Here is a 25,705-nt window from a genome sequence, read left to right on the forward strand (position 1 = left end):
TGAGGAAGTAGAAGAATGAAAAGTCTTAAGCGTTTTATTTTTCCAGCGCTGTGCGCCACGCTGCTCAGTGGCGCCGCCCACGCTGAAGAGCGAACCCTGCGCGTCTACAACTGGTTCGACTACATCACCCCCAAGGCCCTGGAAGACTTCAAGGCTCAGAACACCCAGACCAAACTGGTCTACGACATCTTCGACACCAACGAAGCACTGGAAGCCAAACTGCTGACCGGCAACTCCGGCTACGACGTGGTGGTGCCGTCCAATGTGTTCCTCGCCAAGCAAATCGAAGCCGGCGTATTCCAGCCCCTGGACCGTAGCAAGCTGCCGAACTGGAACCACCTCGATCCCAAGCTGATGAAGCTGATCGAAGCCAACGACCCGGGCAACAAATTTGCCGTGCCGTACATGTACGGGACCATCCTGATCGGCTTCAACCCGGACAAGGTCAAGGCAGCCCTGGGCGCCGACGCGCCGGTAGACAGCTGGGACCTGATCTTCAAGGAAGAAAACATCAGCAAGCTCAAGCAGTGCGGTGTCGCCCTGCTCGACTCGCCCTCGGAGATCCTGCCGCTGGCCCTGCAACACCTGGGCCTGGACCCCAACAGCAAGAAGCCTGCGGACTACGCCAAGGCAGAAGCACTGCTGATGAAGATCCGTCCATATATCACCTACTTCCACTCGTCCAAGTACATGGCCGACATTGCCAACGGTGACATCTGTGTCGCAGTCGGCTATTCCGGCAGCTTCTCGCAAGCCGCCAATCGCGCCAAGGAAGCCAAGAATGGGGTGGTCGTCGACATGCGTTTGCCGAAGGAAGGCGCGCCGATCTGGTTCGACATGCTGGCGATTCCGAAGGGGGCGAAAAACCCCGAAGACGCCTACACCTTCATCAACTACCTGCTACAGCCGCAGGTGATTGCACCGGTCAGTGACTTTGTCGGTTACCCGAACCCGAACAAGGACGCCACGGAGCTGGTCGACCCGGCGATCCGCAACAACCCGAACCTGTACCCGACCGATGCGGCGATGGGTACGCTCTACACCCTGCAACCGCTGCCGCGCGATGCCGAGCGCGCGCGGACTCGGGCCTGGACCAAGATCAAGTCGGGCACCTGATAACCGACGCGGGTTTATCCTGACCTGCGGTTGCGCAGGTCTTTTTTTTGCCCGCGATATTTATTTACCGCCAACGCCGCTATACCCGTCGCTACTTTGCAATGGACCGCGCACCGAACCTTCCACGGTGCCTGCTACCCTCACAAAGGACGTGACCATGACAAGTACCTCCAGCCCTTCGTCTGAAACCAGCCTCTCCTCTGATCAAGATGCCCTTCTCACCCAATTGGTAACCGGCCCCTCGATCAGGGAAGTCGCCACACATGCGCTGCAACCAGCCCTGAAAGCGCTGTACCCGAATCTGCAAATCGATCCCCGCCTGGCCATGGTGGTGACGCCGACCTGGATCTTGCACAATGGCAGTGTCGAGCCTGGGTCAAGGCGCTTCGAGTCGCTGACAGACGCACTGGTACGCCATGGCGTAGCGCGGACACCCGTGATCTACCTCGACGGCGAGCACTACCTAACGTTGCAACCCCAGGTGCAGACACCGGCGCAACTGCCCGTCAGCATCGATGCCATCGGGCGCCTGCTCAATGAGTTGGCGCCACTGCTGTTTGTCGCGTTTCAAGAGCAACAAGTCGATTACTGGAACCAGTTCACCCGCGCATCGGCTCCACGCTGGCAGGCACTGTCCAAATCCTTGCGCGACCTGTGGAACATCGAAGCCAACCCGGACTGGGACAGCGACCAGCACGCCATGGCCGGCAAGCTTTTCGCCTACCCGGACAAGAACGCACGTCGTGCGCATGACCCTTATCAGTCACGCGCCTGCCTGATTGACCTGGACGGCCAAAGCGGCGCGGCTTCGACGCACATTAACATCGTCGACACGGCGGTACTGATCGGGACGCTGGGTAGCCGTACCCTGGTTCTCACTCACACCATCACCCGTGGCTTCCAGGTGTTTGACTCCTTGCAGGAGCTGGGCGCGTCGTTGCTGGCGAACACCGATGGACAAGTACAGGGAAATGTCCTGCATTGGCGCTTGATCGAACCGCCGGGTAATTATTTCGACCACCTGGCGTGCAACCTGATAGCTCTACAGGCCGATGCAATCGGTGCGCTGGCCAACGACCCCGCGGCGGCAAACCCGGACCTGGCGCCCCACGTCAGCCGTACGACCAACGAACTCGACCCGACGGACAAACAGTCGTCCTCGCGATTCAATCAGGTCGAACAATCGCTGCCAGACTGGATGGCCGATGCGTCATCCACTGATCTCACCGCTTACAGCCGTCATCTGATGGATCTGGTGACGGTGCGCAATCAGAACGCCGGGCAGTCCTTTCTGGACGGGCTCAAGCCGATCCGCGAATTCGCGCTGGATCAGATGCGCGAAGCCATGCTCGCGCAACATGCCGATGCCGCACATCTGAACCTGGCGGACATCGAGATCGTGGTCGATAGCCTGGTGGTCTGGGGCAGCTTTGTGCCAATGGTGGACCCTGAGCGCACCACCCTGAGCCTGGTCGACCTGGCGCTGCAAAACCTGATTGCCCTGCCGCAAGGCAACAAATTCGTACGCAGTTCCAGCACCGCCGCGCTGCCGCAGTGGATGACGGTGAGCTATCTGGAGGAACTGATTACACGCGTCGACATCGGCCAGAACTACCCGGCGCTGATCAAAAGCAAACTGCTCGCCGACCCCGTGGAAACCCTGCGACGTCAAAACCTGTTCACCAGCCATTTGCGCGTCGAGTTACCGCTGCTGGCCTTGCAGTTGAAGATTCGCAAGCAGCATGGCATCGACGAAACCGGTTACCGCTATGTCGCCGCCGTGGTGCAAGTGCTCGACGCAAATCGTTGGGTGGATGGCCAGGAGATCGTGATTCGCCCACTGGCCTTCGAGCCAGGCTGGCGCATCGGTGGCGCCGTCGATGAAGTGACCAACATGTTCGTGATCGGCCCCCGGCAGATGGAGAAGGGGCCGTGCTTGCTTTACCGGCCAATGCTTGAGCAACCACTGAGCCAGTATCCAACGCCGGCCAATTTGGTCTACGCCATCAAGCACTCGCCGACGTTGCGCCATTCCGTTCTCGCCTGGCTGCCGGATGACGCCCGCGCCAACTACGCCAACTATGCGTTCACCGGGGACCGACCTTCGGTCTGGAGCCTCTCTCAAATGCTGGCCGACCCGCTGACCTCCCTGCAAATGAGCGGCCCGATTTCCCTCGGCTCGCGGGTCCTGAGCGGCAATTACCTGGCCGTCCTGTACAAGGCCAACGTCAATGCGCTGGTCGAACTGGCGCAGCGGCAATCGTTGTCCAACGCGCAAAATCGCTGGGCGGTTTTCAAGCGGACAGCCTGGACGCTGCTTAACGCGGCGCTGCCCTTTCTTGGTCGAACCGTCGGGACGGCCGCCTGGATCTGGCAAGTACTGGATGACTTGCAGCAAACCCTCGACGCTGCCGACAGTGGCGACCAACAGCAGCAGAAATCAGCCATGACCGACCTGTTGCTGACCCTGGCCATGGTGCTTGCCCATCACGCCAGTACGCGCAATCCGCCTGCGCGCAGGGCCCAGGAAAAGCCCATTGCAACAGCGATCGAGCACCCGGAAAAACCGGCCCGACAACCTGTGACCGTCGTGCAATTACCCGACATCGTCAGCGAGCCCCCTCCTGTGCAACATCGCCAGACAGTGGCAACCGATGCGGCCCTGGACCTGACAAAAACCTTGGATCAGTTCAAGGTCGTTCCACCTGATCAGCTCACACCGCCCGACAGTGGCAACGGCCTATATCGCCACCTCTATCGAAAGGGAAACGCTTGCTACGCACTGGTGGGCGAGCGCTGGTTCGAAGTTTCTGTCGAGGACACGGGTGAAGTGTCGATCATCGACTCTCGAAAGCAACCCCTGCGCAACGGCCCGGCACTGATCAGCAACCAACGGGGCGAGTGGTTCGTCGACACGCGCCTGCGCCTGCGCGGTGGCGGTCTGTCGAGCCGACGCAAGGCATTGAAACAACAAAACCGTGCACGTATCGCCGAACTCAAGAAGCAACTGGCCGAGTTTGACGATGAACGCGAGCGGGCGCGTACAGAGCTGACTGACGCCCACAACACCATGAAAAAATCAGTCGGTGACGAAGCACGGTTGGCCGCGCAAACGCAGTTCCTCGAGAAGCTCGAGCGACGCACCCAGGAATACGCCGCCCCTATCGAGCAGTTGAAATCGCTGAACCTGCTCGACACGGTGCCCAACTACCGAACCGCCATGGTCGAGATGCTCGGCACTCAGTTGTTCTTCAACCAGACGTGGCTCGATCAGCGCAATGCAACGTTTGCGCAGACCCTGAGGGAAACCCTGGCGCTGCTCGATGCCGAGCAAACGGCAGGCGGGACCGGTAACCCTGCGACCTATCGGAAAATGGTCGACCTGACCGAGGGCGTGATCGGCAAAATAGAGTTTGCCCAATCACGGTTCCATGACTTGAGTCGACTCGGTAAAGATGCCGCTGAAATGGCCAGTACCTACCGGGCAAAACTGCCTGCTTTCAGTGTTAACGATCTCAAGGCGCTCCAGGTTTCGCTGGCTCGCGACGTCTGCTTGAAAGAAGGCAACAGCGCCGCTCTGATCGACGCTCGGGGTGCATTCGAGCGCTTGCTCGATAACACCAACCTGGTCATACAGACCTCGCAAGAACTGATGCTGCAAAACAGTGCCTGGGCGGCCGGCGAACGTATCGAAGGCCTCAACGGCATGCTCGAACAGTTTGCCGCTATCGACCAGGCCTTCGAAGACTTCAGCCTCACCCACAAGGACGCGGTTCTGGAGCAACCGTTTAAACACGTACGTGCACGGATCAGTGAATTCCAGCAGGAAACCGAAGCCAATCTGGCGCAACTGCTACGCGAACAACGGCCGGTAGAACCCCGACCCGGCCCGTCAAAACCCGCCTCGGCATCGCGCAAACGGGTGGTCAAGACACGCTTCAAGGGTACGGTTGTGGGCGAAGTGCGTCCCTCGACATCGGGAGAGCCGATCCTGCTTGATGTGAAATCACCCTTGACCGGTAAAGTGATCGCCACCTTTCACGAAAAAACACCCGGCGTCTGGGTTGAGCGCGTGCAACCCAGACGTCGTCGGCCAGCGGCGCAAATACCGGACCTCGCCACACAAATCACTCAGGGTCAGGAGCTGCTCGATGGCGTGGAAAGCTTCATCCAGAAAACCGAAGCGAGCGCAAAAAAAGCCGGCCGCATCCCGGTGGAAATCGAAGAATTGTTCCAGCACAAAGCCGAACAGCTCGACAAAAGCGCGAAGACACTCGAGCAAACCCTGACCGCTTCGAATACGACCGACGCTGCGACAACATTGGGTGCGGCCTTGAACACGGCGCGTGATCGACTGTACGCCGAGGGCTACCGGATTCGCGTCCAGATGATCAAGCAACAGCCGCCCACGGCCGCCCGTATCGAATGGCTTTCGAGCAAAAATGAAATCGATGTCGTGCGCAGTGGTGAACGACGTCGACTCAAGGGCCCGCGCAAGGACTACCTGCAGGAATACGAAATTCGCGAGCGAAGCACCAAGCAACCGTTGTGGTACGCCCACTTTCACTACGCCGGTCCCGACACGCCTGTCGAAGCGTTTACCGCCGCCCATTTGAAACTGCGTGATCAACGGATGATGACCGGAGGGGGCGACCTTAATTCCGCCTCCAGCAGCCAGGTGATCGCTATCTATCGCAGCGCAATCAGCCCGCAACTGGCGCGCTCGCTGTTTTTTTCGTAAGCCGCTACGTCAAAAAGGAAAATGACGATGACAGACCACCCTGAGAATACCCAAACCCCCGGTTCATTAAAAAAGAGCCAAGTGAATTACCAGACCAGCAGAGGACCCACTGTCGATGGCGTCGCCACCCTGCTCCTGCGCCAGGCGCTGAAGGTGTTGCACCCCGAACGCGAGATCGACCCTGACCAAACCATGATCGGTACGCCGCAATGGCAGGTCCGCGACGGCACGCTCGTGGCCATGCCCACACAGTTCGAATCGCTGACCCAGGCGCTGGTCCGGCAATTCTTTACCTCTGCCACTGCCAATTATCTTGAAGGCGAACACTTCCTGACATTGAACCCCCTGGCCACGCCGGTGGTGCATCTGGATATCGATATTGAAGCCATTGCCGGGCTGCTCAATGATTACTCACCGCTGCTCTTCGTTGCCTTCGGCGAGCAGCAACTGGCGTACTGGAACCGCAAGGGACAGCAAACGGAACATTGGCGGGAGCTGTCCGAATCCTTGCGCAAAACCCTTGATATACAAAGTGTAGAAGGCTGGGACGCTGATCAGTGTCGAGTGGCTCAAGCCGTATCGCGTCATCCCGACAAACAGGAACGGGTGGCACATGATTCGGCATTTTCAGCTATTGAAGTCAGTCTGATCGACGTCGATACCGTCGATGCCCGTGGCACCACCCGCCATCTGGTATTGGGTGGAGCCGCCGTGATTACCGGCCGCTACGAAAAGCGTGATTTGTTCATGATGTACACCGTGGAAAACGGTTACGAAACGTTCGACTCCCTGGATCAGTTAGGTAAAACCTTGCCGAGCCGAATCGATGCGCAACCGCCAGGGCAGAACCTGAAGTGGCAACTGTTCGAGCCCGAAGGCAACTTTTTCGACCACATGGCCTGGGCCTTGATAGCCACTCAACTGGATGCCATTGCTGCGTTGACGGATGACCGCCTGACCAGCGAAGCGCACGACCCCATCACCTCGACGCCGTTGATAGAGAACGCCAGCGACCCGGAAAAACAGTCGCTTATCGCGCTGGATGATTCCATTCCTGACTGGCTGTTCGATGCTTCGGCCGCCGACCTGGATCATTACAGCCAATCGATCAATGCACTGGGCAGACTGTACAAATACACCGACAAAAAACTGTTCCGGATTGCGCCCATCACAAGTTTCGCCCAGCAGCGCATGCGCGAGGCGATCATTGCTGACAAACCATCCGCTATCGATCTGCCGCTGGATACACTCGAAATCACCATCACCAACAGCTTCGAATCCGGTGGTTTGACGCTGCCCAACCCACTTGATATCCACATCGAAACCCTGGGCGAATACGCCCTGCAAAACAGTGCACCTTATCAAGCGAGCCTACGATTCAAGCCGCCGCATGCCGTCCCCGAATGGCTGGAGGACACCTACCTGACAGAGATGGCAAACAAGGTCGATATCGGCCAGGCGTATCCCAAACTGATTCGCGACAAACTGATCGATGACCCCGAGCAAGCCCCCTTGCAGCAGCACTTCTATATCAGCCAACTACGTATCCTGTTGCCGCTGATTGCGCTGGAGTGCAAGGTCCGGCGTATTGGCGGCGTCGATGAACTGGGTTGTCGCTGCCTTCACGAATGGCTCAAACCGACACCGGGCCAGCAACCGGTGGTCATCCGCCCCCTGACCTTCGTCCATTCCGGGAGTACCGATGGCGACACCGTGACCAATATGTTCATCATCGGCCCGCGCCAGCCAGATGCCGGCCCTTGCCTGCTCTATCGCCCATTGTTCGAACAATCGTTGCTGCAATTCCCTTCGCAGCAAAACCTGCTGTACGCCTTGCATCAGCCGGGCGAGTTGAGGGACTCGGTGTTGGCGTGGATGCCCGACTCGACCATCAGCTTCAAATATGCCCAATACACATTTCCCGTGGGGTTTCCCAACCCATGGCTGGCCGCGCAGCTGCTCGCCGAACCCTGGACATCCACGGACTGGTCCGGTCCCATCGGACTCTCCTCGAAAGAACTGAGCGGCGCTGTATTCCCCGTACTGTTCAAGACCCATGCCCAGGCCATGGCCGAACTTGCCGACCGCCAATCGTTATCCAATGCTCAACGGCGTTGGGCCGTGCTTCGAGACAGCGGATGGGCGCTGTTCAACGTCGCCGCCAATTTTCTCAGTGGCCCGGCGGGCGCCGCGGTTTGGGTGTGGCAGAGCATCACTGAAGTCGAGCAGGCGCTGGACGCCCACGAACGCGGTGACGCGCACGCCCAATGGAGCGCCGTCGCCGACATGCTGCTGAACCTGGGCATGATCCTGGCCCACCACGCCGCCACGCGACGCAAAGCCGGCGCCGGAATTGAAAAACCAGCCGAGCACGACAGACCGCTGAAAACCGAAGTCACTCCGGCGATCAGGCCCACGCAGGTCACCGTGACACGGGCATCGACCTCTCTTATGGGCGACCTTGCGCCCAGCCACTATTCTTCACTGGAGCCCGGCGGCTCGGTGCCCCATCGCTCCGCCACGGCATTGGCGCTTTATCTGGACGGCCTGAAAGTCTCTGCCATCGATCTTGCGAACCCCGACCTGCTAACCCTCCCGCGCGACAACGCGAGCTTGTATCGCCTGGATGAAAACACCTACGCACAGGTTGGCGAACGCTGGTTCCGTGTCATGGAAAACGACGACCAATACGTGCGAATCGTTGACCCGCAATCACCCTTGAAAACCGGCCCGCAGTTGGTACATGACAAGCACGGACGGTGGGTTGTTGACACGCGATTGCGCTTGCGCGGGGGTGCCGGTGGTACCAGTCTGCAAAGCCGGCTCAAAGCACAACGCAAGGCAAAGGAGCAGCAAAAGAAACAACTGAAGGCTGAACTGGACACGTTCAAACGACAGGAAGCGACCAACAACGCCGCTCTGAAAAAAGCCCAGTTAGAGATGCAGAACGCAGCCGGGCCAGCGCATGAGCAGGCGACACAGCGCTACTTGGGCCACGTGGAGAAGCTGATTGTTGATTACGATCAGGCATTGAAAAACCTCGAGCAATGGCATCTGAAGGGTGGAACCGAAGGCTATCTCGGCGATTTGCAGCGCATGACCATCGAGCTGCAAAAAAACCTGAGTCTATGGTTCGTGCTCAAGCGCAACGTCTACGCAAAACTCACCCAACGGCTGGCTGAAGATACCGTCATCGATTCAAACGTTTTAATGCAGACTCACGTTGAGGGCGTCAGGCAGGCGCTGGCATTGAGTCAGGACATGGTCGCGCGCCTGCAACTTTCCAAGGTCTCCCTGGAAACCCTTGAGGCGGTTGGCAGTGCAGGCATCACCACCGGGCAAAGCCTGCGAAAACTGTTGCCTGCATTCACGTCATGGGACTTGAAGTCGAACGAGATCGGCATGTCCCATGAGGTGTGCATGCGGGGCACAACCATTGACGTTAACGAGCCGGCTCGTGAAGCGGTGGGCTTGCTGATTATCGAGGCAGCCACCGCCGCTCATCGGCATGCGGCATTGATGAGAACACCCAGTGGCGAGGATGCCACTTCGCTTCGCATCGACAGCCTGAGCAGGCTGATCGATATCTACGCCGATGCCGGTCAACGACTTGAAGACCTTCCCGGCGAATTCCCTGACAAGGTAGAACCCGATGAGATCAAGCGGGTAAGCCGCTTGATCGGCGAGTTCAGGCAACTGGCCCAGGAGCAGCTGAATGTGTTATTGCCTGTCGGAGGCGAAAGCGTCGCACCAGTCACGCCCAAACCTGCCGTTGCCGGACCCTCTCGCCCCGCCGGAAAAGTCACCAAGACCCGGCCCCGTGATCCTGCACCCTCCAAAGTCCCTGCTTCCACCGAATTGGACCTCGAGGAGGTTCTGCCCACCCGGCCAAGACCCGCTCCACAGCCAATACTCGACGATATCGACACCCTCGACGAGGCCCTGACGCTGAAGGAGGGTGTACAGGCCTTTATTGATCGAACCCGCAAAGACGCCCACAAACCTAACCGTATTCCGGCGGATATGCAGGACTTGTTCGATCAGCAGGCCCAACGACTGGAACAAACCGCCGCCAGTGTCGAACGGGTCATGGCGCGTATTCGGGCGACCGGTGCAACACTGCCTCCGGTGGGCAACTTGAGTTCGGAACTCAATAGCGCCGCCGTCCAGTTACGCGCTCAAGGCATCGGTATTCGCGCCAGCCTGCTCAAGGATCGACAGCCCCGACAGGCGTATTTGCAGTGGCTGCTGGACAACAATCAGGTCCGGATCGTCAGGAACGAACAAGGCCGGATTAAAACCAAAAAGCGCCAGGACTATTTTCAGGAGTATCAGGTGCTCGACATTGGCAACCAGAACAAACCGCTGTGGCTCGCCCATTTTCACTACCAGTCCCTTGAAGCCCCGCTGGAGCAATACACCGCCGCGCACCTGAAAATCGCCGAACCACATCTGCAACAGTTCACTGCCGAACGTCGCGAGGCAATGACCACGTTGACGCCACTCGACTATGTACTGCGGCGCATCAGCGACCCGTCACTGTTCTTCAAGCTCGAAGCGCAACGCTGATCCAGGAAAACAGGCGGGTTGATCGCCCGCCTGTTTCAGCGAACACGCCATACCGACCGCAACCGCTCCAGCGCCGCCTCGATCGACTGTTCGGGCACCGCCGCGAAGCCCAATACCAGACCGGCACGTTGATCAATGGGAGTAATGGATTCCGGCAGCCAATAGCTGCTCAAACCGTTGATCTCGACATCGACACTGCGCGCCAATTCGATCAGTTCCTGTTCGCGCGCCACGCTTTCGACCGGCACGGTCATGTGCAGCCCGGCAGCGACTGTGGGCAACGGGCCAACGCCGGGGATATCCAGCGGCCAACCACTGAACAGTGTATTGCGCCGACTCAGTGCCGCACGGCGCATGCGACGAATATGCCGCTGGAAGTGTCCGGCCGCCATGAATTCGGCCATGACTGCCTGCGTGCTGACCTCGGAGTGGCGCACATCCACTGCACGACGCTGGGAAAACGCGTCCACCAGCCCCATTGGCAACACCAGATAACCCAGGCGCAGTGCCGGAAATGCGACCTTGCCAAAAGTGCCGACATACAACACTCGCCCGTGATGATCGAGTGCCGCCAAAGGCGCCAATGGCGCACCGCTATAGCGGTACTCGCCATCGTAATCATCCTCGACGATCCAGCCTTGGGTGCGCTCGGCCCAGGCCAGCAACTCCAGACGGCGAGCGAGGCTCATCACCACGCCAGTCGGGTATTGATGTGACGGCGTGACGTAGGTCAGGCGGCAATCACTGAGCCCCGCCAGCTCATCGCAGTCGATGCCCTCGCTATCCACCGCAACCCCGTGCAACCGCGCGCCGGCCACGGCGAACGCATGACCCGCCGCGCGGTAGCCCGGATTCTCAATCGCCACCCCATCGCCCGGCTCCACCAGCAACTGTGCACAAAGGCTGATTCCCTGCTGCGCGCCACTGGTGATCAAAATTTGTTCAGCCGTGCACTGCATACCCCGCGAACTGCGTAAATACGCGGCGATCATCCCGCGCAAACGTGCATCGCCTGCCGGGTCGCCGTAGCACAGTTGTTGAAAATCCGGCTTGCGCCAGAAAGCCGCATTCAGCTTGGCCCAGACGTCGAATGGAAACAGATCGAACGCCGGAACACCGACTCGAAATGCCCGGGGCGGACCGCTCGGCGGACTTGCCAAATGGTTGTTCTTGACTCGGGTCAGCGCGTCGTTGTGGATAACTTTGCTGGATGAATTCACAGGTAAATCGAGCCGATCTGTGGATAAGGTTGTGGGTAACCCTGTTGAAAACCCTGTGGATACTTTTGTGGATAGTTTTTTTGCCGGCACGGCTGCCTGGGGCAGTTGCGCGACATAAGTCCCATCGCCCACCCGCCCTTCGATAAACCCTTCGGCGTACAACTGATCGTAGGCGCGCACTACGCTGTTACGGGAAATTGCCAGCGCGGCTGCCAGATCACGACTGGCAGGTAGACGCGTACCGCTAGCCAGTCGCCCGTCCAACACACGGGTGCGCAATGCCTGGTAGAGCTGACGACTCAGCCCTTGGCGACGATCAAGTTCGATACCTGCCGGGTTGAAGGTCAGGGACAGTGATTCGCTAGTCATCACAATGGACCTATGAAATTGGTCATTAATGGCTCTTACAACAGACCAATAGCCTGCCTAGGATGCAGACATTCGCCAAGGAAAATATCTCCATGTACACGCCACGTGCTTTTGCCATCGACGAATTGTCCCAACTGCATGAACTGATCCTCGCCACCCGTCTCGCCATATTGGTGACCCACGGTGAAAGCGGCCTGCAAGCCAGCCATGTACCGGTGCTGCTGCATTGCGAACAAGGCTCGAACGGCACGTTGTACGGGCATCTGGCCAAAGCCAATCCACAGTGGAAAGACCTGCGCGACGGCGCCGAAGCCCTGCTGATTTTTGCCGGTGCCGACGCCTACGTCAGCCCTGGCTTCTATCCGAGCAAGGCCGAACACGGCAAAGTCGTGCCAACCTGGAACTACGTCGCCGTACACGCCTATGGCCGAGCCGAAACGTTCAGCGATGGAGGGCGGCTGCTCGACATCGTCAGCACCCTCACCGATCGTCATGAAGCTGGCCGCGCCCAGCCGTGGTCAGTGGCCGATGCCCCCGCCGATTACATTGACGGCATGCTCAAGGCCATCGTCGGTTTCGCCATTCCCATCGACCGTCTGGAAGGCAAGCGCAAGCTCAGCCAGAACCGCAGCCCCGCCGACATCGCCGGAGTGCGCAAAGGCCTGGCCGCCAGCCCCGACGTCAACGACCAAACCCTCGCCCAATTGATGCGCTAAGGAAATCACCATGAGTCAGATCGACATTCGCCAAGTCACCGCCGGTGATCACGCGGCATGGTTGCCGCTGTGGCAAGCCTACCTGCGCTTCTACAACACCGAACTTGCGGATACCGTCACTCAAAGCACCTGGCAGCGCATGCTCGACCCGAGCGAACCGACCCACGCCGCCCTCGCCTGGGCCGATGACAAAGCGGTGGGCATGGTGCACTTTATCTACCATCGTTCGAACTGGGCCATCGAAAACTCCTGCTACCTGCAAGACTTGTTGGTGGTCCCGCAAACCCGTGGTACCGGCGTCGGCCGCCAGTTGATCGAGTTCGTCTACACCACAGCCAAGGCCGACGGTTGCAACAAGGTCCACTGGCTGACCCACGAAACCAACGCCACCGCGATTCGGCTCTACGAGCGCATCGCCGAACGCCCCGGTTTCATCCAGTTTCGCAAAGCCATCTAGGTTCAAGGAGAACAGCATGTCGATTTCACTCGCCGACTGGAAAGGCGTTCCGCCCCCCACGACTCAACTGATCGAGGGGCGTTACATCCGCCTGGAAAGACTCGACCCGGCGCGCCACGGCGACGGCCTGTTCAAGGCCCTGCAAGGCCCGGGCGCTGACCCGAAGTTGTGGGACTACCTGCCTTACGGCCCCTTCCCGGAGCGCAACGTCTTCAACGACTGGCTGAACAACCACGCGACCAGCAGCGATCCGTATTTCTTCAGCGTGATCGACCGCGCCAGCGGCGAGGTCCAGGGCATTCTCAGCCTGATGTCCATCGTCCCGGCCCAGGGCCGCATCGAAATCGGCCACGTCACCTTCGGCGCCCCGATGCAGCGCTCGCCGAAAAGCACCGAGGCGGTTTATCTGCTGGCCAGAGAATCCTTCGCCCTCGGCTACCGTCGCCTGGAATGGAAGTGCAACAACGCCAACGCTCGCTCCAAATATGCTGCCGAGCGTTTGGGCTTCAGTTTTGAGGGTGTGTTTCGCCAGCACATGGTGGTCAAGGGACAGAACCGGGATACGGCGTGGTATTCGATCCTGGATTCGGAGTGGCCGGCGATTGGTGCGGGGTTTGAAAAGTGGCTGAGCGATGAGAACCAGACCGGTTCGGGGCAGGTGAAGTCGTTGGTGGAGTGTCGCGGGTAATCGACACCCCCTTCACTGATGGGACACAGGGTTTCAGGCACGGATTTGCAGACATAAAAAAAGGGGAGCACATGCCCCCCCGAGGTTTAAAGCGTTGAATCGAGGCTGTTAACTCAGCCTTCGATCTCGATCAGGATTTCGCCCGGGTTCACCCGGTCGCCCTTGGCCACGTGAATGGCGGTGACTTTGCCGGCGATGGCTGCCTGGACTTCGGTTTCCATCTTCATCGCTTCGGTGATCAGCACGGCCTGGCCTGCCTTGACGGTGTCGCCTTCCTTGACCAGCACATCGACGATGTTGCCCGGCATGGTGGTGCTGACATGGCCCGGCGCGCTGGCCTGCTTGCGCTTGCTGCTGCCGCCACTGACGAACTCGTTGAGCGGCTCGAACACCACTTCTTCCGGCATGCCGTCGATGGACAGGTAGAAGTGACGCTTGCCTTCGGCCTTGACGCCAACACCGGTGATGTCGACGCGATAGGTTTCGCCGTGAACGTCGATGACGAACTCGGTCGGCACGCCTTCGCCACCGGCAGAGGCCACGCCACCCGCTTCAGGAATCGGCAGCAGAACCTCTGGCGTGAGGGTGCCAGCAGCGCGTTCCTCGAGGAACTTGCGACCGATGTCCGGGAACATGGCGAAGGTCAGTACGTCTTCTTCAGACTTGGCCAGAGCGCCGATGTCGGCACGCAGCTTGGCCATTTCCGGTTTGAGCAGGTCGGCCGGGCGAACATCGATCACTTCTTCGCTGCCGATGGCCTGGCGACGCAGTTGTTCGTTCACGGTGCCCGGCGCCTTGCCGTAGCCGCCTTGCAGGTACAGCTTCACTTCGTTGGTGATGGTCTTGTAGCGCTCGCCGGCCAGCACGTTGAAGAACGCCTGGGTACCGACGATCTGCGAAGTCGGGGTCACCAGCGGCGGGAAGCCGAGGTCTTCACGAACGCGCGGGATTTCGGCCAGCACTTCACTCATGCGGTTGAGCGCGCCCTGCTCTTTCAACTGGTTGGCGAGGTTGGAAATCATCCCGCCCGGTACCTGGTTGACTTGAACACGGGTGTCGACGGTGGTGAACTCGCTTTCGAACTGGTGGTACTTCTTGCGCACCGCATAGAAGTACAGACCGATCTCTTGCAGCAGCTCCAGGTTCAGGCCGGTGTCGAACTCGCTGCCTTTAAGGGCGGCGACCATCGACTCGGTACCCGGGTGGCTGGTGCCCCAGGCGAAGCTGGAGATCGCGGTGTCGATGTGATCGGCACCGTTTTCGATGGCCTTCATTTGGCACATCGCGGCCAGGCCAGCAGTGTCGTGGGAGTGAATGAACACTGGCAGCGATTGCTCGGCTTTCAGAGCCTTGACCAGTTCACCGGTGGCGTACGGGGTCAGCAGGCCAGCCATGTCCTTGATCGCCACCGAGTCGCAACCCATGGCTTCCATTTGCTTGGCCTGGTTCACGAACGCCTCGATGGTGTGCACCGGGCTGGTGGTGTAGGCGATGGTACCCTGGGCGTGCTTGCCGGCGGCTTTCACCGCTTCGATGGCCACGCGCAGGTTACGCACGTCGTTCATGGCGTCGAAGATGCGAAACACGTCGATGCCGTTGACCGCTGCCTTGGCCACGAAGGCTTTGACCACATCGTCGCTGTAGTGGCGGTAGCCCAGCAGGTTCTGGCCGCGCAACAGCATTTGCAGGCGGGTGTTAGGCAGCGCGGCGCGCAACTGGCGCAGACGCTCCCACGGATCTTCTTTCAGGAAACGTACGCAGGCGTCGAACGTCGCGCCGCCCCAGCACTCCAGCGACCAGTAGCCGACTTTGTCGAGCTTGTCGCAGATCGGCAGCATGTCTTCGGTGCGCATGCGGGTGGCGAGCAGCGATTGGTGGGCGTCGCGCAGGATAGTGTCGGTAACGTGGATTTGCTTGCTCATTGTTCTATTCCTCACAGGCCTGCGTGGGCGGCGATGGCGGCGGCGATAGCCAGGGCCAGCTCTTCGGGTTTGCGCTTGATCGAGTAGTTGGTCAGTTCAGGGTGGCTCTCAACGAAGCTGGTGTTGAACTGGCCGCTACGGAATTCCGGGTTACGCAGGATTTCCTGGTAGTACGCGGCGGTGGTCTTGACCCCTTGCAGACGCATGTCATCCAGGGCGCGCAAGCCACGGTCCATCGCCTCTTCCCAGGTCAGCGCCCACACCACCAGTTTCAGGCACATGGAGTCGTAGAACGGTGGAATGGTGTAGCCGGTATAGATCGCCGTGTCGGTTCGCACGCCGGGGCCACCAGGAGCGTAGTAACGAGTGATCTTGCCGAAGCTCGGCAGGAAGTTGTTTTTCGGGTCTTCGGCGTTGATCCGGAATTGCAGGGCGAAACCACGGTGGTGGATGTCTTCCTGTTTAACCGAAAGCGGCAGGCCGGAGGCAATGCGGATCTGCTCGCGGACAATGTCGATGCCGGTGATTTCTTCGGTGATGGTGTGTTCCACCTGCACCCGGGTATTCATCTCCATGAAGTACACCTCGCCCTCGGCGAGCAGGAACTCCACAGTGCCAGCGTTCTCATATCCCACGGCCTTGGCTGCGCGCACCGACAGATCGCCGATATAGGCGCGCTGTTCCGGGGTCAGCTGTGGGCTTGGGGCGATTTCGATCAGCTTCTGGTTGCGGCGCTGGATCGAGCAATCACGTTCGAACAGGTGCACCACGTTGCCGAAGCTGTCGCCAAGAATCTGCGCTTCAATGTGCTTCGGATTGACGATACATTTTTCCAGGAACACTTCCGCCGAACCAAAAGCCTTGGTGGCTTCGGAAATGACCCGTGGGAAAGCCTGTTCGAGTTCTTCACGGCTGTTGCAGCGACGAATGCCGCGACCGCCACCACCGGAAGTGGCCTTGAGCATCACCGGGTAGCCGATGCGATCGCCTTCGGTCAGGGCTTCTTCGATGCCCGACACGTTGCCTTCAGTGCCCGGGGTCACCGGTACACCGGCCTTGATCATGCTGCGACGGGCTTCGGTCTTGTCGCCCATGCGGCGAATCACTTCAGCCGACGGGCCAATGAACTTGATCCCGCGTTCGGCGCAGATCTCCGCCAGCTCGGCGTTTTCCGAAAGGAAGCCATAGCCGGGGTGCAGTGCATCGCAACCGGTTTCCACAGCCAGGTTCACCAGCTTGCGCGGGTTCAGGTAACCGGCCAATGGCTCGGCACCAATGCTGTGGGCCTCGTCCGCTCGCTTGACGTGCAAGGCATGACGGTCGGCATCGGAGTAGATCGCGACCGAGCGAATGCCCATTTCGGCACAGGCACGTACGATTCGTACGGCAATCTCACCACGGTTGGCGATCAGGATCTTTGTTATCACTTGGAGTTTCCCTTGAGCCGGTGGTACCCACGACCTGTTAAACCCAGGTCGACGCGTGACCAAATGTTTCAATTTGGTCGCAGGCCCACACTAGCGCTCACAAGGGATTAACAAAAATGAATAATTATTGGGTCATGCATAAGTAAAGACTTATAGTTGATTCATCAGCCAGCGACGAGAGTGATCAAATTATGCGTAAGTCATTGATGCGCATGACTTTACGGCAATTGCAGATCTTCAACGAGGTCTGTGATTTGCGGTCGTACAGTCGCGCGGCCGAGGAAATGTCGCTCACACAACCTGCCGTCAGCCTACAGATTCGTCAACTTGAAGAGCTGATCGGCCAGCCTTTGTTCGATTACGTCGGCAAAAAACTCTACATGACCGAAGCGGCTGAAGCGTTACAGCGGGCCAGTCGGGATATTTTCGGGCGCCTGGAAAACCTCGACATGCAGCTGTCGGACATGCAGGGTTCGTTGCAGGGGCAATTGAAACTGGCGGTGGAATCCAGCGCCAAATATTTCGTGCCGCATCTGTTTGCCGCGTTCAAACGCCAGCACCCGGAAGTGAACCTGCAACTGACGGTGGTCAATCGCGGTCAGGTCATTCGACGTTTGTCGGACAACCGCGATGACCTGGTGATCATGTCCATGGTGCCTCAGGACATGGGCCTGGAATTCCTGCCGTTCCTGAACAACCCGATCGTCGCCGTGGCGCCACCGGATCACCCGCTGTGTCATATGGGGCCGCTACGCTTGCAGGATCTCGAACCCTACACACTGCTGCTGCGTGAGCCAGGTTCTGGGACGCGGCTGGCGTGCGAAGAATACTTCAAAGAGAAACGCGTGCACTTCAACCAGACTCAGGAAGTCTCGTCTGCCGAAGCCCAGCGAGAATGTGTATTGGCAGGCCTGGGCGTTGCGCTGTTGACGCGCCACGCCCTGAACCTTGAACTGGCAACCGGTGGGCTGATCGAGCTACCCGTCGAAGAGCTGCCACTGTTTCGCAGTTGGTGCCTGGTGCAGGCCAAGGCGAAACGGCTGTCACCGGTGGCTCACGCCTTCCTGGCGTTTATCCGTAGTGAACGGATTCAAATCAGCGCGCTGGTTGAGCGTTTCGACGGGAAGTCGAGGGAGTTGCCTGCCAGAAGTTGAGTTCCAACTCCGGAAAATCGCCAATTTCGGCCAGTAGCTGACGGCGTTCGCAGCGATCTTCGATGGCGCGACGGAATTCCATGCGGCGCTGATCTTCTTGCTGACGACGGGTTTTGACAGCGCTGTTGCGTTCTTCGTAGGGCATGGCCATTTCGAGTCTCCCAAGGCGAGTACGGGAGTTTCAAGATAGGCGCGGGGGATGACGGTTTGGCGGCTTGGGGGTTACAAACTGATGAAAATTGCGGTGTATTCGAGGCCGCCATCGCGAGCAAGCTCGCTCCCGCATTTGATTGCGCACGCCGCAGAACCTGTGGGAGCGAGCTTGCTCGCGATAAGGTCGGAACGACCTTCCTGCAATCTCAGGCCAGAATCAATCGTCCAGCGCTTTCACTGATTTGGGCGACAACCGCAAGCTGCGCAGGCTGCGCTTGACGCTCTTGAGGTGGTTGACCAGGCTCGGGCCGCGCGCCATGGCCACGCCCATCGCCAGCACGTCGATCACCACCAGGTGGGCGATACGCGAAGTCAGCGGCGTATAGATTTCAGTGTCTTCATGCACATCGATCGCCAGGTTGACCGTCGACAGCTCGGCCAATGGTGTCTGGCTTGGGCACAAGGTGATCAGCGAAGCACCACTTTCACGCACCAGGTTCGCGGTGATCAGCAGATCCTTGGAGCGCCCGGACTGGGAAATGCAGATCGCCACGTCGGTTGGCTTGAGCGTCACGGCCGACATCGCCTGCATGTGCGGGTCGGAATACGCCGCAGCGGTGAGCAGTAAGCGGAAGAACTTGTGCTGGGCGTCCGCCGCGACCGCACCCGAGGCGCCGAAGCCGTAGAACTCGACACGCTGGGCCTGGGACATCAGCGTCACCGCCCGCTGCAATTCCAGCGGATCGAGTTTCTCGCGAACCTCCATTAGCGTATGCAGGGTGGTGTCGAAAATTTTCAGGCTGTAGTCAGCGACCGAATCATCCTCATGGATCGCAAACTGGCCAAAACTTGCACCTGCCGCCAAGCTCTGGGCCAGCTTCAGCTTCAGGTCCTGAAAGCCGGAACAACCGATGGCACGGCAAAAACGCACGATGGTCGGTTCGCTGATGCCCACGCTGTGGGCCAGGTCGGCCATGGAACTGTGCATCACGGCCGCAGGATCAAGCAGCACGTGGTCGGCGACCTTGAGCTCCGACTTGCGTAACAGGTGGCGAGACTGGGCGATGTGTTGCAGCAGATTCAAAGGGCTGGACTCTTTGTTATTGGCAGGTGCCGGGGATGTAGCACGCTTGTAGTTATACTACATGAATCGGCTTTTTGCCTGCTCAATGCGTTACCGAATCCCTCGATTTCAGGTGCGGACACCTCATGTAGCCCTCGTCGACAGATGTAAACCAGTGATCGATCAGGCCCACAAGAAAACGATAACCTCCGATCGAGCCACTGGAAGTTCAGATAACGACTAATAACAAATAAAATCAAACATACAAACTTACATAGTCCCCGAATAAGTATCACCAAAAACAAAGCTGACCTTGCTACATTAATTGCGCAGGAGCAAAACAACTTATTCAAAAGGAATTAAATACAATGAGCATTCAAACAAAAAACTGGACTGTACAAATTGACCGTATGCCTGGCGCTGCTTCTTTTCGAGTATTCGGCACTGTAACCGTTGCCAACTCCGGAATTACACCCAAGCTGGTATTAAGCCAGGTACAGGACACCCCTTTTCTGCCTCTGGAGCTGGTCCTTGAGCGTACTGCTGATATTTCACTGCCGGTTTTAACAGACAAAATAGTAGAATACAAAGTACTTGGAAACCACGCTCCAACCAGCGTTGGTATCTTTTACAACGGCGGATTACTGCATCACATCGATAAGGTTCTAATAACCGACTAATTAGTTTTCATCCCTACGTAACACCGGGCCTCCCGCCGGTTAACTATTACCGTCGGGAGGCACGATATTACGATAGCAATTCATTCGACGCGTGGCGCTCTTAGCAAGGCTGCCAAGCTTTGCGCCTCCACCGGCCGACTGATCAGGTAACCCTGAACCTCGTCGCAGCGCTCACTCTTGAGAAACTCAAGCTGCTCCTGCCGCTCCACGCCTTCCGCGACGACCTTCAAAGACAAGCCATGAGCCATGGCAATGATCGCCCGGGTGATCGCCGCATCCTCGGTGCCTTCCCCCAGCCCCCGGATAAACGCCTGATCGATCTTCACGTAATCCACCGGAATCCGCTTGAGGTAACTCAGAGACGAATACCCCGTGCCGAAATCATCGATGGCCAGCTTCACCCCAAGATCACGCAATTGCTGGAAGGTCGCGATGATATGTTCGACGCTATCGAGCAACTGGCTTTCAGTGAGTTCCAGCTCCAGGAGGTGTGGCGCCAGCCCGGTCTCTTCCAGCACCTGCCGCACCAGACTGACCAGCTTGCCTTGGCGCAACTGATGTACCGACAGATTGACCGACACCCGGATCGGCTCAAGCCCTTGTCGCTGCCACTCACAGGCTTGCCAGCAGGCCTGACGCAGCACGAACTCACCGATTGGGCCGATCAATCCGGTTTCTTCAGCCAGGCCAATGAAATCCCCCGGCGGTACGCGGCCCATGGTCGGATGATCCCAACGCACCAAGGCTTCGGCGGCATTCAACCTGCCAGTGGCCAGGCATAGCTTCGGTTGGTAAAACACCTTCAGTTGTTTGTCTTCGATGGCTTTGCGCAAGTTGTTTTCCAGCTGTAAACGCTCCAACGTGCTGGCTTGCAAGCTGTCGGTGTAAAACTGGAAATTATCGCCACCCAGGTGTTTGGCGTGCTGCATTGCCATGTTCGACTGACTGACCAGTGCCGATATTTCCCGCGCGCTGTCCGGCAACAAGCTGATGCCCATCGACGCGCTGAGCACCAGCTCATGCCCGTCAATGGTCACCGGCAAACGCAACTTGTTCGCCAGACGAGTCGCCACCCTCGCCAGGCTCGAAAGGTTGCCGTAGGAATTGAACAGCACGGCAAACTCATCACCGGAAAGGCGCGCGATGGTGTCTGCTTCAGGCAATGCATTCACCAGTCGCCGGGCCATTTTCTGCAACAACTGATCGGCGACTTCATGCCCCAGGCTGTCGTTGAGTTGCTTGAACCGATCGAGATTGATGTGCAGCAACGCCAGGCTGCGATAACCGCCCTGCCGCACTCGTTGATGAGCCTCGTTGAGTCGTTCGCGAAACATCGCGCGATTGGCCAGACCGGTAAGTTCGTCGTAATGGGTCAGATAGCGCATGCGCTGTTCGGATTCTCGACGAGCCGAGAGATCAGCGAAGAAGCCCACAATATGGCTTACATTTCCCCGGACATCGCGCACGGCATTCAGTTGCAGCCATTGCGGATACATCTCGCCGTTCTTGCGGGTTTCCACCAATTCGCCCTGCCAGCTACCTTGCTGCTCCAGCGCCTGATGTATAGCGGCGTAATGCCTACGCGCATCGCGACTGCATGGCAACTCGACGACATTGCGTCCGATCATGTCGTCGATGTCATAACCGGTCACCCGACTGAAGGCTTGATTGATCGCGATCAGGACGTAGTTCGGATCGAAAATCACGATCCCTTCACTGGCCGCCTCGAACACGGTCGCCGCCAATTGCCGCTGCTCTTCCAGGCCTTTGCTGGCGCTGATGTCGCGGCGAGTGCCAACCATGCGAATCACCCGGCCGCTGTCGGCACGCTCGACTGCCCGCCCGCGGTCCTCGATCCAGACCCAGTGACCGTCGCCATGCCGCACGCGATACTCGATTTGATAGTCCTCAGTGCGGCCCTTCAAATGCTCGATCAGCGCCCTTTTCAGCGCAGGAAGATCCTCGGGGTGAAGCCGCGGCTTAAGGTGACGCAATATCGCCGTGACCTGTTCCGGCTCCAGGCCGAACAATTCCTGAATTTGTGTGTGATGGACTTCGTCGGTTTGCAGATTCCAGTCCCACAATCCCAACTCGCTGGCCTTCAATGCCAGCGCCAGGCGCGCCTCACTTTTGCTCAATGCCTGGTTGGCGGCGTCCAGTTCCAGGCTGCGCTGAGCGACTCGGTTTTCCAGGTCGACCTGGATCTCTCGCAATTCGTCCTCGGCACGTCGGCGCTGTTCTATCTCCTTGGCCAGCTTCTGATTGAGCTGATCACTGCAGCTTTGCGCCTGCTGCAGATGCTCGATCAGTGCCTGATTCTGAAAGCGTCGCATCAAGCCCCGATCGATCAATCGATTGACTTGCCAGGCAACCACGCTCAATGCACCGAGCAGGATCAGCCCGAACCAGCCCCAACCTTGCTGCTGTTCGTCAGCCCCCCAAAACATATAGGCGATGGCCGGCAACAGGCAGGGCAAGGTGAATGACAGGAAGGCCGGCAAGCTGACCGCATAAGCCACGCTGGCCGAGAGCGCTGCGGCACCGATGAGGCCGAAGACCCAGGCTTGCTGAATGAAGTTATCGGCGGGAACCAGGGCGATGCCGGCACCGGCCAGGGTCAGACCGGTGAGGCCGGAGCCCAGCAAAAACATCCGCCGCCAGATGGGGTGGGCCTGACGGTTGGGAATGGCCGAATCAAAGGCTGCGACCTGAATCACCCGCAACGCCACCAATGACAACAACCACACCAGCCAGACACTGACAAGGAAATAGCGCTGCGGGCTCCAGAGCAAACTTGCACAGACCAGGCCATTGATCAGCATGAACAACGTGGGCAGCAGCGAGCCTTGATACAACAGGCGCGTGCGTTCGACCGCCATTTCCATGGCGTACTGTTTACGGATCACCCGGGGCTCCACAGTGGGGCCCGACAGGTCGAAGCTGAGGGTCATAGGCGATGTTCTTGTTCTTATAATGATGAGCATGTGCCCGAAACTGCTCGGAGCATACACAAGCAATTGCCCGGACCAAACTGCTGCTGATCAATAATTCGCCAATTTTTTCGGACGCCGATGCCGCTGAAAATGCAGAAGGCACGCCCCGCCAATGCCTGCAGCCGATGACTGACCGGTCGTCCTTTGCATAACTTTCATCGGTTAAAGCGAAGCGGGGTTTGCCCGGTGTGTCGCGGCCCCCTAGAATGCCCCGATGCGCGATGATCTCTCCCTTCTGCTGAACTCCCTCAACGATGCCCAACGCCAGGCCGTAGCGGCCCCCGTGGGTCGTCAGTTGGTCCTGGCCGGTGCTGGTTCCGGTAAAACCCGAGTGCTGGTGCACCGTATCGCCTGGTTGATCCAGGTCGAAAACGCCTCGCCCCACTCAATCCTGTCGGTGACCTTCACCAACAAGGCCGCTGCCGAGATGCGCCAGCGCATCGAGCAGCTGATGGGCATCAACCCGGCCGGTATGTGGGTTGGCACCTTCCACGGCCTGGCGCACCGCCTTCTGCGGGCACACTGGCAGGAAGCGGGCTTAAGCCAGACCTTCCAGATTCTCGACAGCGATGACCAGCAGCGGTTGGTCAAGCGGGTGATCCGCGAGCTCGGCCTGGACGAACAGCGTTGGCCGGCCCGTCAGGCCCAATGGTTCATCAACGGCCAGAAAGACGAAGGCCTGCGCCCGCAACACATTCAAGCCAGTGGCGACCTGTTCCTGGCAACCATGCGCGGTATCTATGAGGCCTACGAGGCCGCCTGCCTGCGTGCCGGTGTCATCGACTTCTCCGAATTGCTGCTGCGCGCACTCGATCTGTGGCGCGATCACCCAGGCCTGCTCGCTCACTATCAAAAGCGTTTCCGGCACATTCTGGTAGACGAGTTCCAGGACACCAACGCCGTGCAATACGCCTGGTTGCGCCTGTTGGCCAAGGGTGGCGACAGCCTGATGGTAGTGGGCGACGACGACCAGTCGATCTACGGCTGGCGCGGCGCGAAAATCGAGAACATCTACCAGTATTCCGAAGACTTCCCGGACGCCGAAACCATTCGCCTGGAGCAGAACTATCGCTCCACCGCCGGCATCCTGAAGGCTGCCAACGCCTTGATCGCCAACAACACCGGGCGCCTGGGCAAAGAGCTTTGGACAGACGGTGGCGACGGAGAAGCGATCAACCTGTACGCCGCCTTCAACGAGCACGACGAAGCACGCTACGTTGTCGAAACCATCGAAAGCGCGCTGAAAACCGGCTTGTCTCGAAGCGATATCGCGATTCTGTACCGCTCCAACGCCCAGTCGCGGGTTCTAGAAGAAGCCTTGCTGCGCGAGCGCATTCCCTACCGCATCTATGGCGGTCAGCGCTTCTTCGAACGCGCCGAAATCAAGAACGCCATGGCCTACATGCGCTTGCTCGAAGGCCGCGGTAACGATGCTGCGCTGGAACGGGTCATCAACGTACCGGCCCGTGGCATCGGCGAGAAAACCGTCGAAGCGATCCGCGACCATGCGCGCCACAGCGATGTGTCGATGTGGGAAGCTATGCGCCAACTGGTGGCCAACAAAGGCCTGACCGGTCGTGCAGCCGGTGCCCTCGGCGCGTTTATCGAGCTGATCGAGAACCTCGCCGCCAAGTGCATGGAAATGCCACTGCACCTGATGACCCAGACCGTCATCGAGCAGTCGGGGCTGATCGCCTATCACGAAGCGGAAAAAGGCGAGAAAGGCCAGGCCCGGGTAGAAAACCTTGAGGAGCTGGTCAGCGCCGCGCGCAACTTCGAGAACAGCGAAGAAGATGAAGACCTGTCGCCATTGGCGGCGTTCCTCGGTCACGCATCGCTGGAGGCCGGCGACACGCAGGCCGACGAGCACGAAGACAGCATCCAACTGATGACCCTGCACAGCGCCAAAGGCCTGGAGTTTCCTTACGTGTTCCTGGTGGGTATGGAAGAAGGCCTGTTCCCGCACAAGATGAGCCTGGAAGAACCCGGCCGCCTGGAGGAAGAGCGTCGCCTGGCCTACGTAGGCATCACCCGGGCCATGCAGAATCTGGTGATGACCTACGCCGAAACCCGACGCCTTTATGGCAGCGAGACCTACAACAAGGTGTCGCGCTTCGTACGCGAAGTTCCGAAAGGCCTGATTCAGGAGGTGCGGTTGTCCAACAGCGTCAGCCGTCCGTTCGGCGGCAACCAGTCGATGAGTGGCAGCAACCTGTTCAGCGGCAGCGAGATTCCGCAGACCGGCTTCAGCCTGGGCCAGACTGTGCGCCACTCGATCTTCGGTGACGGCGTGATCCTCAACTTCGAAGGCGCCGGAGCTCAAGCCCGAGTGCAGGTGAACTTCAGCGAAGGCAGCAAGTGGCTGATGCTGGGGTATGCCAAACTGGAAGCAATCTAGCCTTTCTGTGCTGGCCTTGACTGATCCTGGAGGCGCAAA

General features: G+C 58.9%; 15 protein-coding genes. 9 read left to right on the top strand and 6 right to left on the bottom strand.

The genetic code is table 11. The annotated features are described in order from the left end of the window. The first annotated feature begins 15 nt into the window (after positions 1-15). The 3 genes from AC3WTM_RS02820 to AC3WTM_RS02830 all read left to right on the top strand — a co-directional run bounded on the left by AC3WTM_RS02820 (position 16) and on the right by AC3WTM_RS02830 (position 10,426). Entirely contained in the window at positions 16-1,116 is a 1,101-nt protein-coding gene (locus AC3WTM_RS02820; RefSeq protein ID WP_102669430.1) for a polyamine ABC transporter substrate-binding protein, read from the top strand. Positions 1,117-1,273: 157 nt separating this feature from the next. Continuing rightward, positions 1,274-5,857, top strand: a complete 4,584-nt coding sequence (locus AC3WTM_RS02825; RefSeq protein WP_102669431.1) for a hypothetical protein — start codon at positions 1,274-1,276, stop codon at positions 5,855-5,857. Between the two features lie 81 nt (positions 5,858-5,938). Then, entirely contained in the window at positions 5,939-10,426 is a 4,488-nt protein-coding gene (locus AC3WTM_RS02830) for a dermonecrotic toxin domain-containing protein (protein ID WP_102669432.1), read from the top strand. A 35-nt stretch (positions 10,427-10,461) separates the two neighbouring features. Here the strand turns inward: AC3WTM_RS02830 and pdxR are convergent, their stop codons facing one another. Further along, positions 10,462-12,015, bottom strand: a complete 1,554-nt coding sequence (pdxR, locus tag AC3WTM_RS02835; protein ID WP_492587590.1) for a MocR-like pyridoxine biosynthesis transcription factor PdxR — start codon at positions 12,013-12,015, stop codon at positions 10,462-10,464. Between the two features lie 92 nt (positions 12,016-12,107). On the opposite strand from pdxR, the gene AC3WTM_RS02840 reads away from it, so the two are divergent. From AC3WTM_RS02840 to AC3WTM_RS02850, 3 genes are read left to right on the top strand one after another with little or no spacing between them, the layout of a single operon-like run. Then, complete coding sequence (locus tag AC3WTM_RS02840; protein ID WP_057712705.1) at positions 12,108-12,731, top strand: FMN-binding negative transcriptional regulator; 624 nt, start codon at positions 12,108-12,110, stop codon at positions 12,729-12,731. A gap of 10 nt (positions 12,732-12,741) precedes the next feature. Then, complete coding sequence (locus tag AC3WTM_RS02845; RefSeq protein WP_102669437.1) at positions 12,742-13,188, top strand: GNAT family N-acetyltransferase; 447 nt, start codon at positions 12,742-12,744, stop codon at positions 13,186-13,188. A 16-nt stretch (positions 13,189-13,204) separates the two neighbouring features. Beyond that, positions 13,205-13,876: a GNAT family N-acetyltransferase gene (locus tag AC3WTM_RS02850; protein ID WP_102669438.1), complete on the top strand. Its 672-nt coding sequence runs from the start codon at positions 13,205-13,207 to the stop codon at positions 13,874-13,876. A gap of 113 nt (positions 13,877-13,989) precedes the next feature. On the opposite strand, the gene oadA is transcribed toward AC3WTM_RS02850, so the two are convergent. Together oadA and AC3WTM_RS02860 are read right to left on the bottom strand one after the other, a co-directional pair. Continuing rightward, positions 13,990-15,798: a sodium-extruding oxaloacetate decarboxylase subunit alpha gene (gene oadA / locus AC3WTM_RS02855; protein ID WP_102669439.1), complete on the bottom strand. Its 1,809-nt coding sequence runs from the start codon at positions 15,796-15,798 to the stop codon at positions 13,990-13,992. 11 nt (positions 15,799-15,809) lie between these two features. Continuing rightward, positions 15,810-17,225: an acetyl-CoA carboxylase biotin carboxylase subunit gene (locus AC3WTM_RS02860; protein WP_060540229.1), complete on the bottom strand. Its 1,416-nt coding sequence runs from the start codon at positions 17,223-17,225 to the stop codon at positions 15,810-15,812. A gap of 191 nt (positions 17,226-17,416) precedes the next feature. Here AC3WTM_RS02860 and AC3WTM_RS02865 point away from each other — a divergent pair, with 191 nt between their 5' ends. Then, positions 17,417-18,379 (top strand): LysR family transcriptional regulator, encoded by a 963-nt coding sequence (locus AC3WTM_RS02865; protein WP_008018315.1) that lies wholly within the window; start codon positions 17,417-17,419, stop codon positions 18,377-18,379. Here the strand turns inward: AC3WTM_RS02865 and AC3WTM_RS02870 are convergent. Then, on the bottom strand, positions 18,321-18,530 hold the full coding sequence (locus tag AC3WTM_RS02870) for a PA3496 family putative envelope integrity protein (protein ID WP_008018316.1): 210 nt from the start codon (positions 18,528-18,530) through the stop codon (positions 18,321-18,323). The genes AC3WTM_RS02865 and AC3WTM_RS02870 overlap by 59 nt on opposite strands. A gap of 219 nt (positions 18,531-18,749) precedes the next feature. Further along, entirely contained in the window at positions 18,750-19,616 is an 867-nt protein-coding gene (gene hexR, locus AC3WTM_RS02875) for a transcriptional regulator HexR (RefSeq protein ID WP_007954250.1), read from the bottom strand. Between the two features lie 347 nt (positions 19,617-19,963). Between hexR and AC3WTM_RS02880 the strand changes: the two genes are divergently transcribed. Beyond that, positions 19,964-20,275 carry a hypothetical protein gene (locus tag AC3WTM_RS02880; RefSeq protein WP_102669440.1) on the top strand — a complete coding sequence of 104 codons (312 nt, stop codon included), beginning with the start codon at positions 19,964-19,966 and terminating at the stop codon, positions 20,273-20,275. Between the two features lie 80 nt (positions 20,276-20,355). On the opposite strand, the gene AC3WTM_RS02885 is transcribed toward AC3WTM_RS02880, so the two are convergent. Further along, positions 20,356-23,226 (bottom strand): EAL domain-containing protein, encoded by a 2,871-nt coding sequence (locus tag AC3WTM_RS02885; RefSeq protein ID WP_102669441.1) that lies wholly within the window; start codon positions 23,224-23,226, stop codon positions 20,356-20,358. A 256-nt stretch (positions 23,227-23,482) separates the two neighbouring features. Between AC3WTM_RS02885 and uvrD the strand changes: the two genes are divergently transcribed. Then, positions 23,483-25,666, top strand: coding sequence for a DNA helicase II (gene uvrD / locus AC3WTM_RS02890; RefSeq protein WP_102669442.1), 2,184 nt, complete (start codon positions 23,483-23,485; stop codon positions 25,664-25,666). Positions 25,667-25,705: the final 39 nt, after the last annotated feature.

It is taken from the genome of Pseudomonas sp. EU05-FHT14B02 (assembly GCF_058791055.1).

Coding starts and splice junctions, on each gene's coding strand:
- AC3WTM_RS02820 (WP_102669430.1), top strand. CDS start 16: ATGAAAAGTCTTAAGCGTTTTATTTTTCCAGCGCTGTGCGCCACGCTG.
- AC3WTM_RS02825 (WP_102669431.1), top strand. CDS start 1,274: ATGACAAGTACCTCCAGCCCTTCGTCTGAAACCAGCCTCTCCTCTGAT.
- pdxR (WP_492587590.1), bottom strand. CDS start 12,015: ATGACTAGCGAATCACTGTCCCTGACCTTCAACCCGGCAGGTATCGAA.
- AC3WTM_RS02840 (WP_057712705.1), top strand. CDS start 12,108: ATGTACACGCCACGTGCTTTTGCCATCGACGAATTGTCCCAACTGCAT.
- AC3WTM_RS02845 (WP_102669437.1), top strand. CDS start 12,742: ATGAGTCAGATCGACATTCGCCAAGTCACCGCCGGTGATCACGCGGCA.
- AC3WTM_RS02850 (WP_102669438.1), top strand. CDS start 13,205: ATGTCGATTTCACTCGCCGACTGGAAAGGCGTTCCGCCCCCCACGACT.
- oadA (WP_102669439.1), bottom strand. CDS start 15,798: ATGAGCAAGCAAATCCACGTTACCGACACTATCCTGCGCGACGCCCAC.
- AC3WTM_RS02865 (WP_008018315.1), top strand. CDS start 17,417: ATGCGTAAGTCATTGATGCGCATGACTTTACGGCAATTGCAGATCTTC.
- AC3WTM_RS02870 (WP_008018316.1), bottom strand. CDS start 18,530: ATGGCCATGCCCTACGAAGAACGCAACAGCGCTGTCAAAACCCGTCGT.
- AC3WTM_RS02880 (WP_102669440.1), top strand. CDS start 19,964: ATGAGCATTCAAACAAAAAACTGGACTGTACAAATTGACCGTATGCCT.
- AC3WTM_RS02885 (WP_102669441.1), bottom strand. CDS start 23,226: ATGACCCTCAGCTTCGACCTGTCGGGCCCCACTGTGGAGCCCCGGGTG.
- uvrD (WP_102669442.1), top strand. CDS start 23,483: ATGCGCGATGATCTCTCCCTTCTGCTGAACTCCCTCAACGATGCCCAA.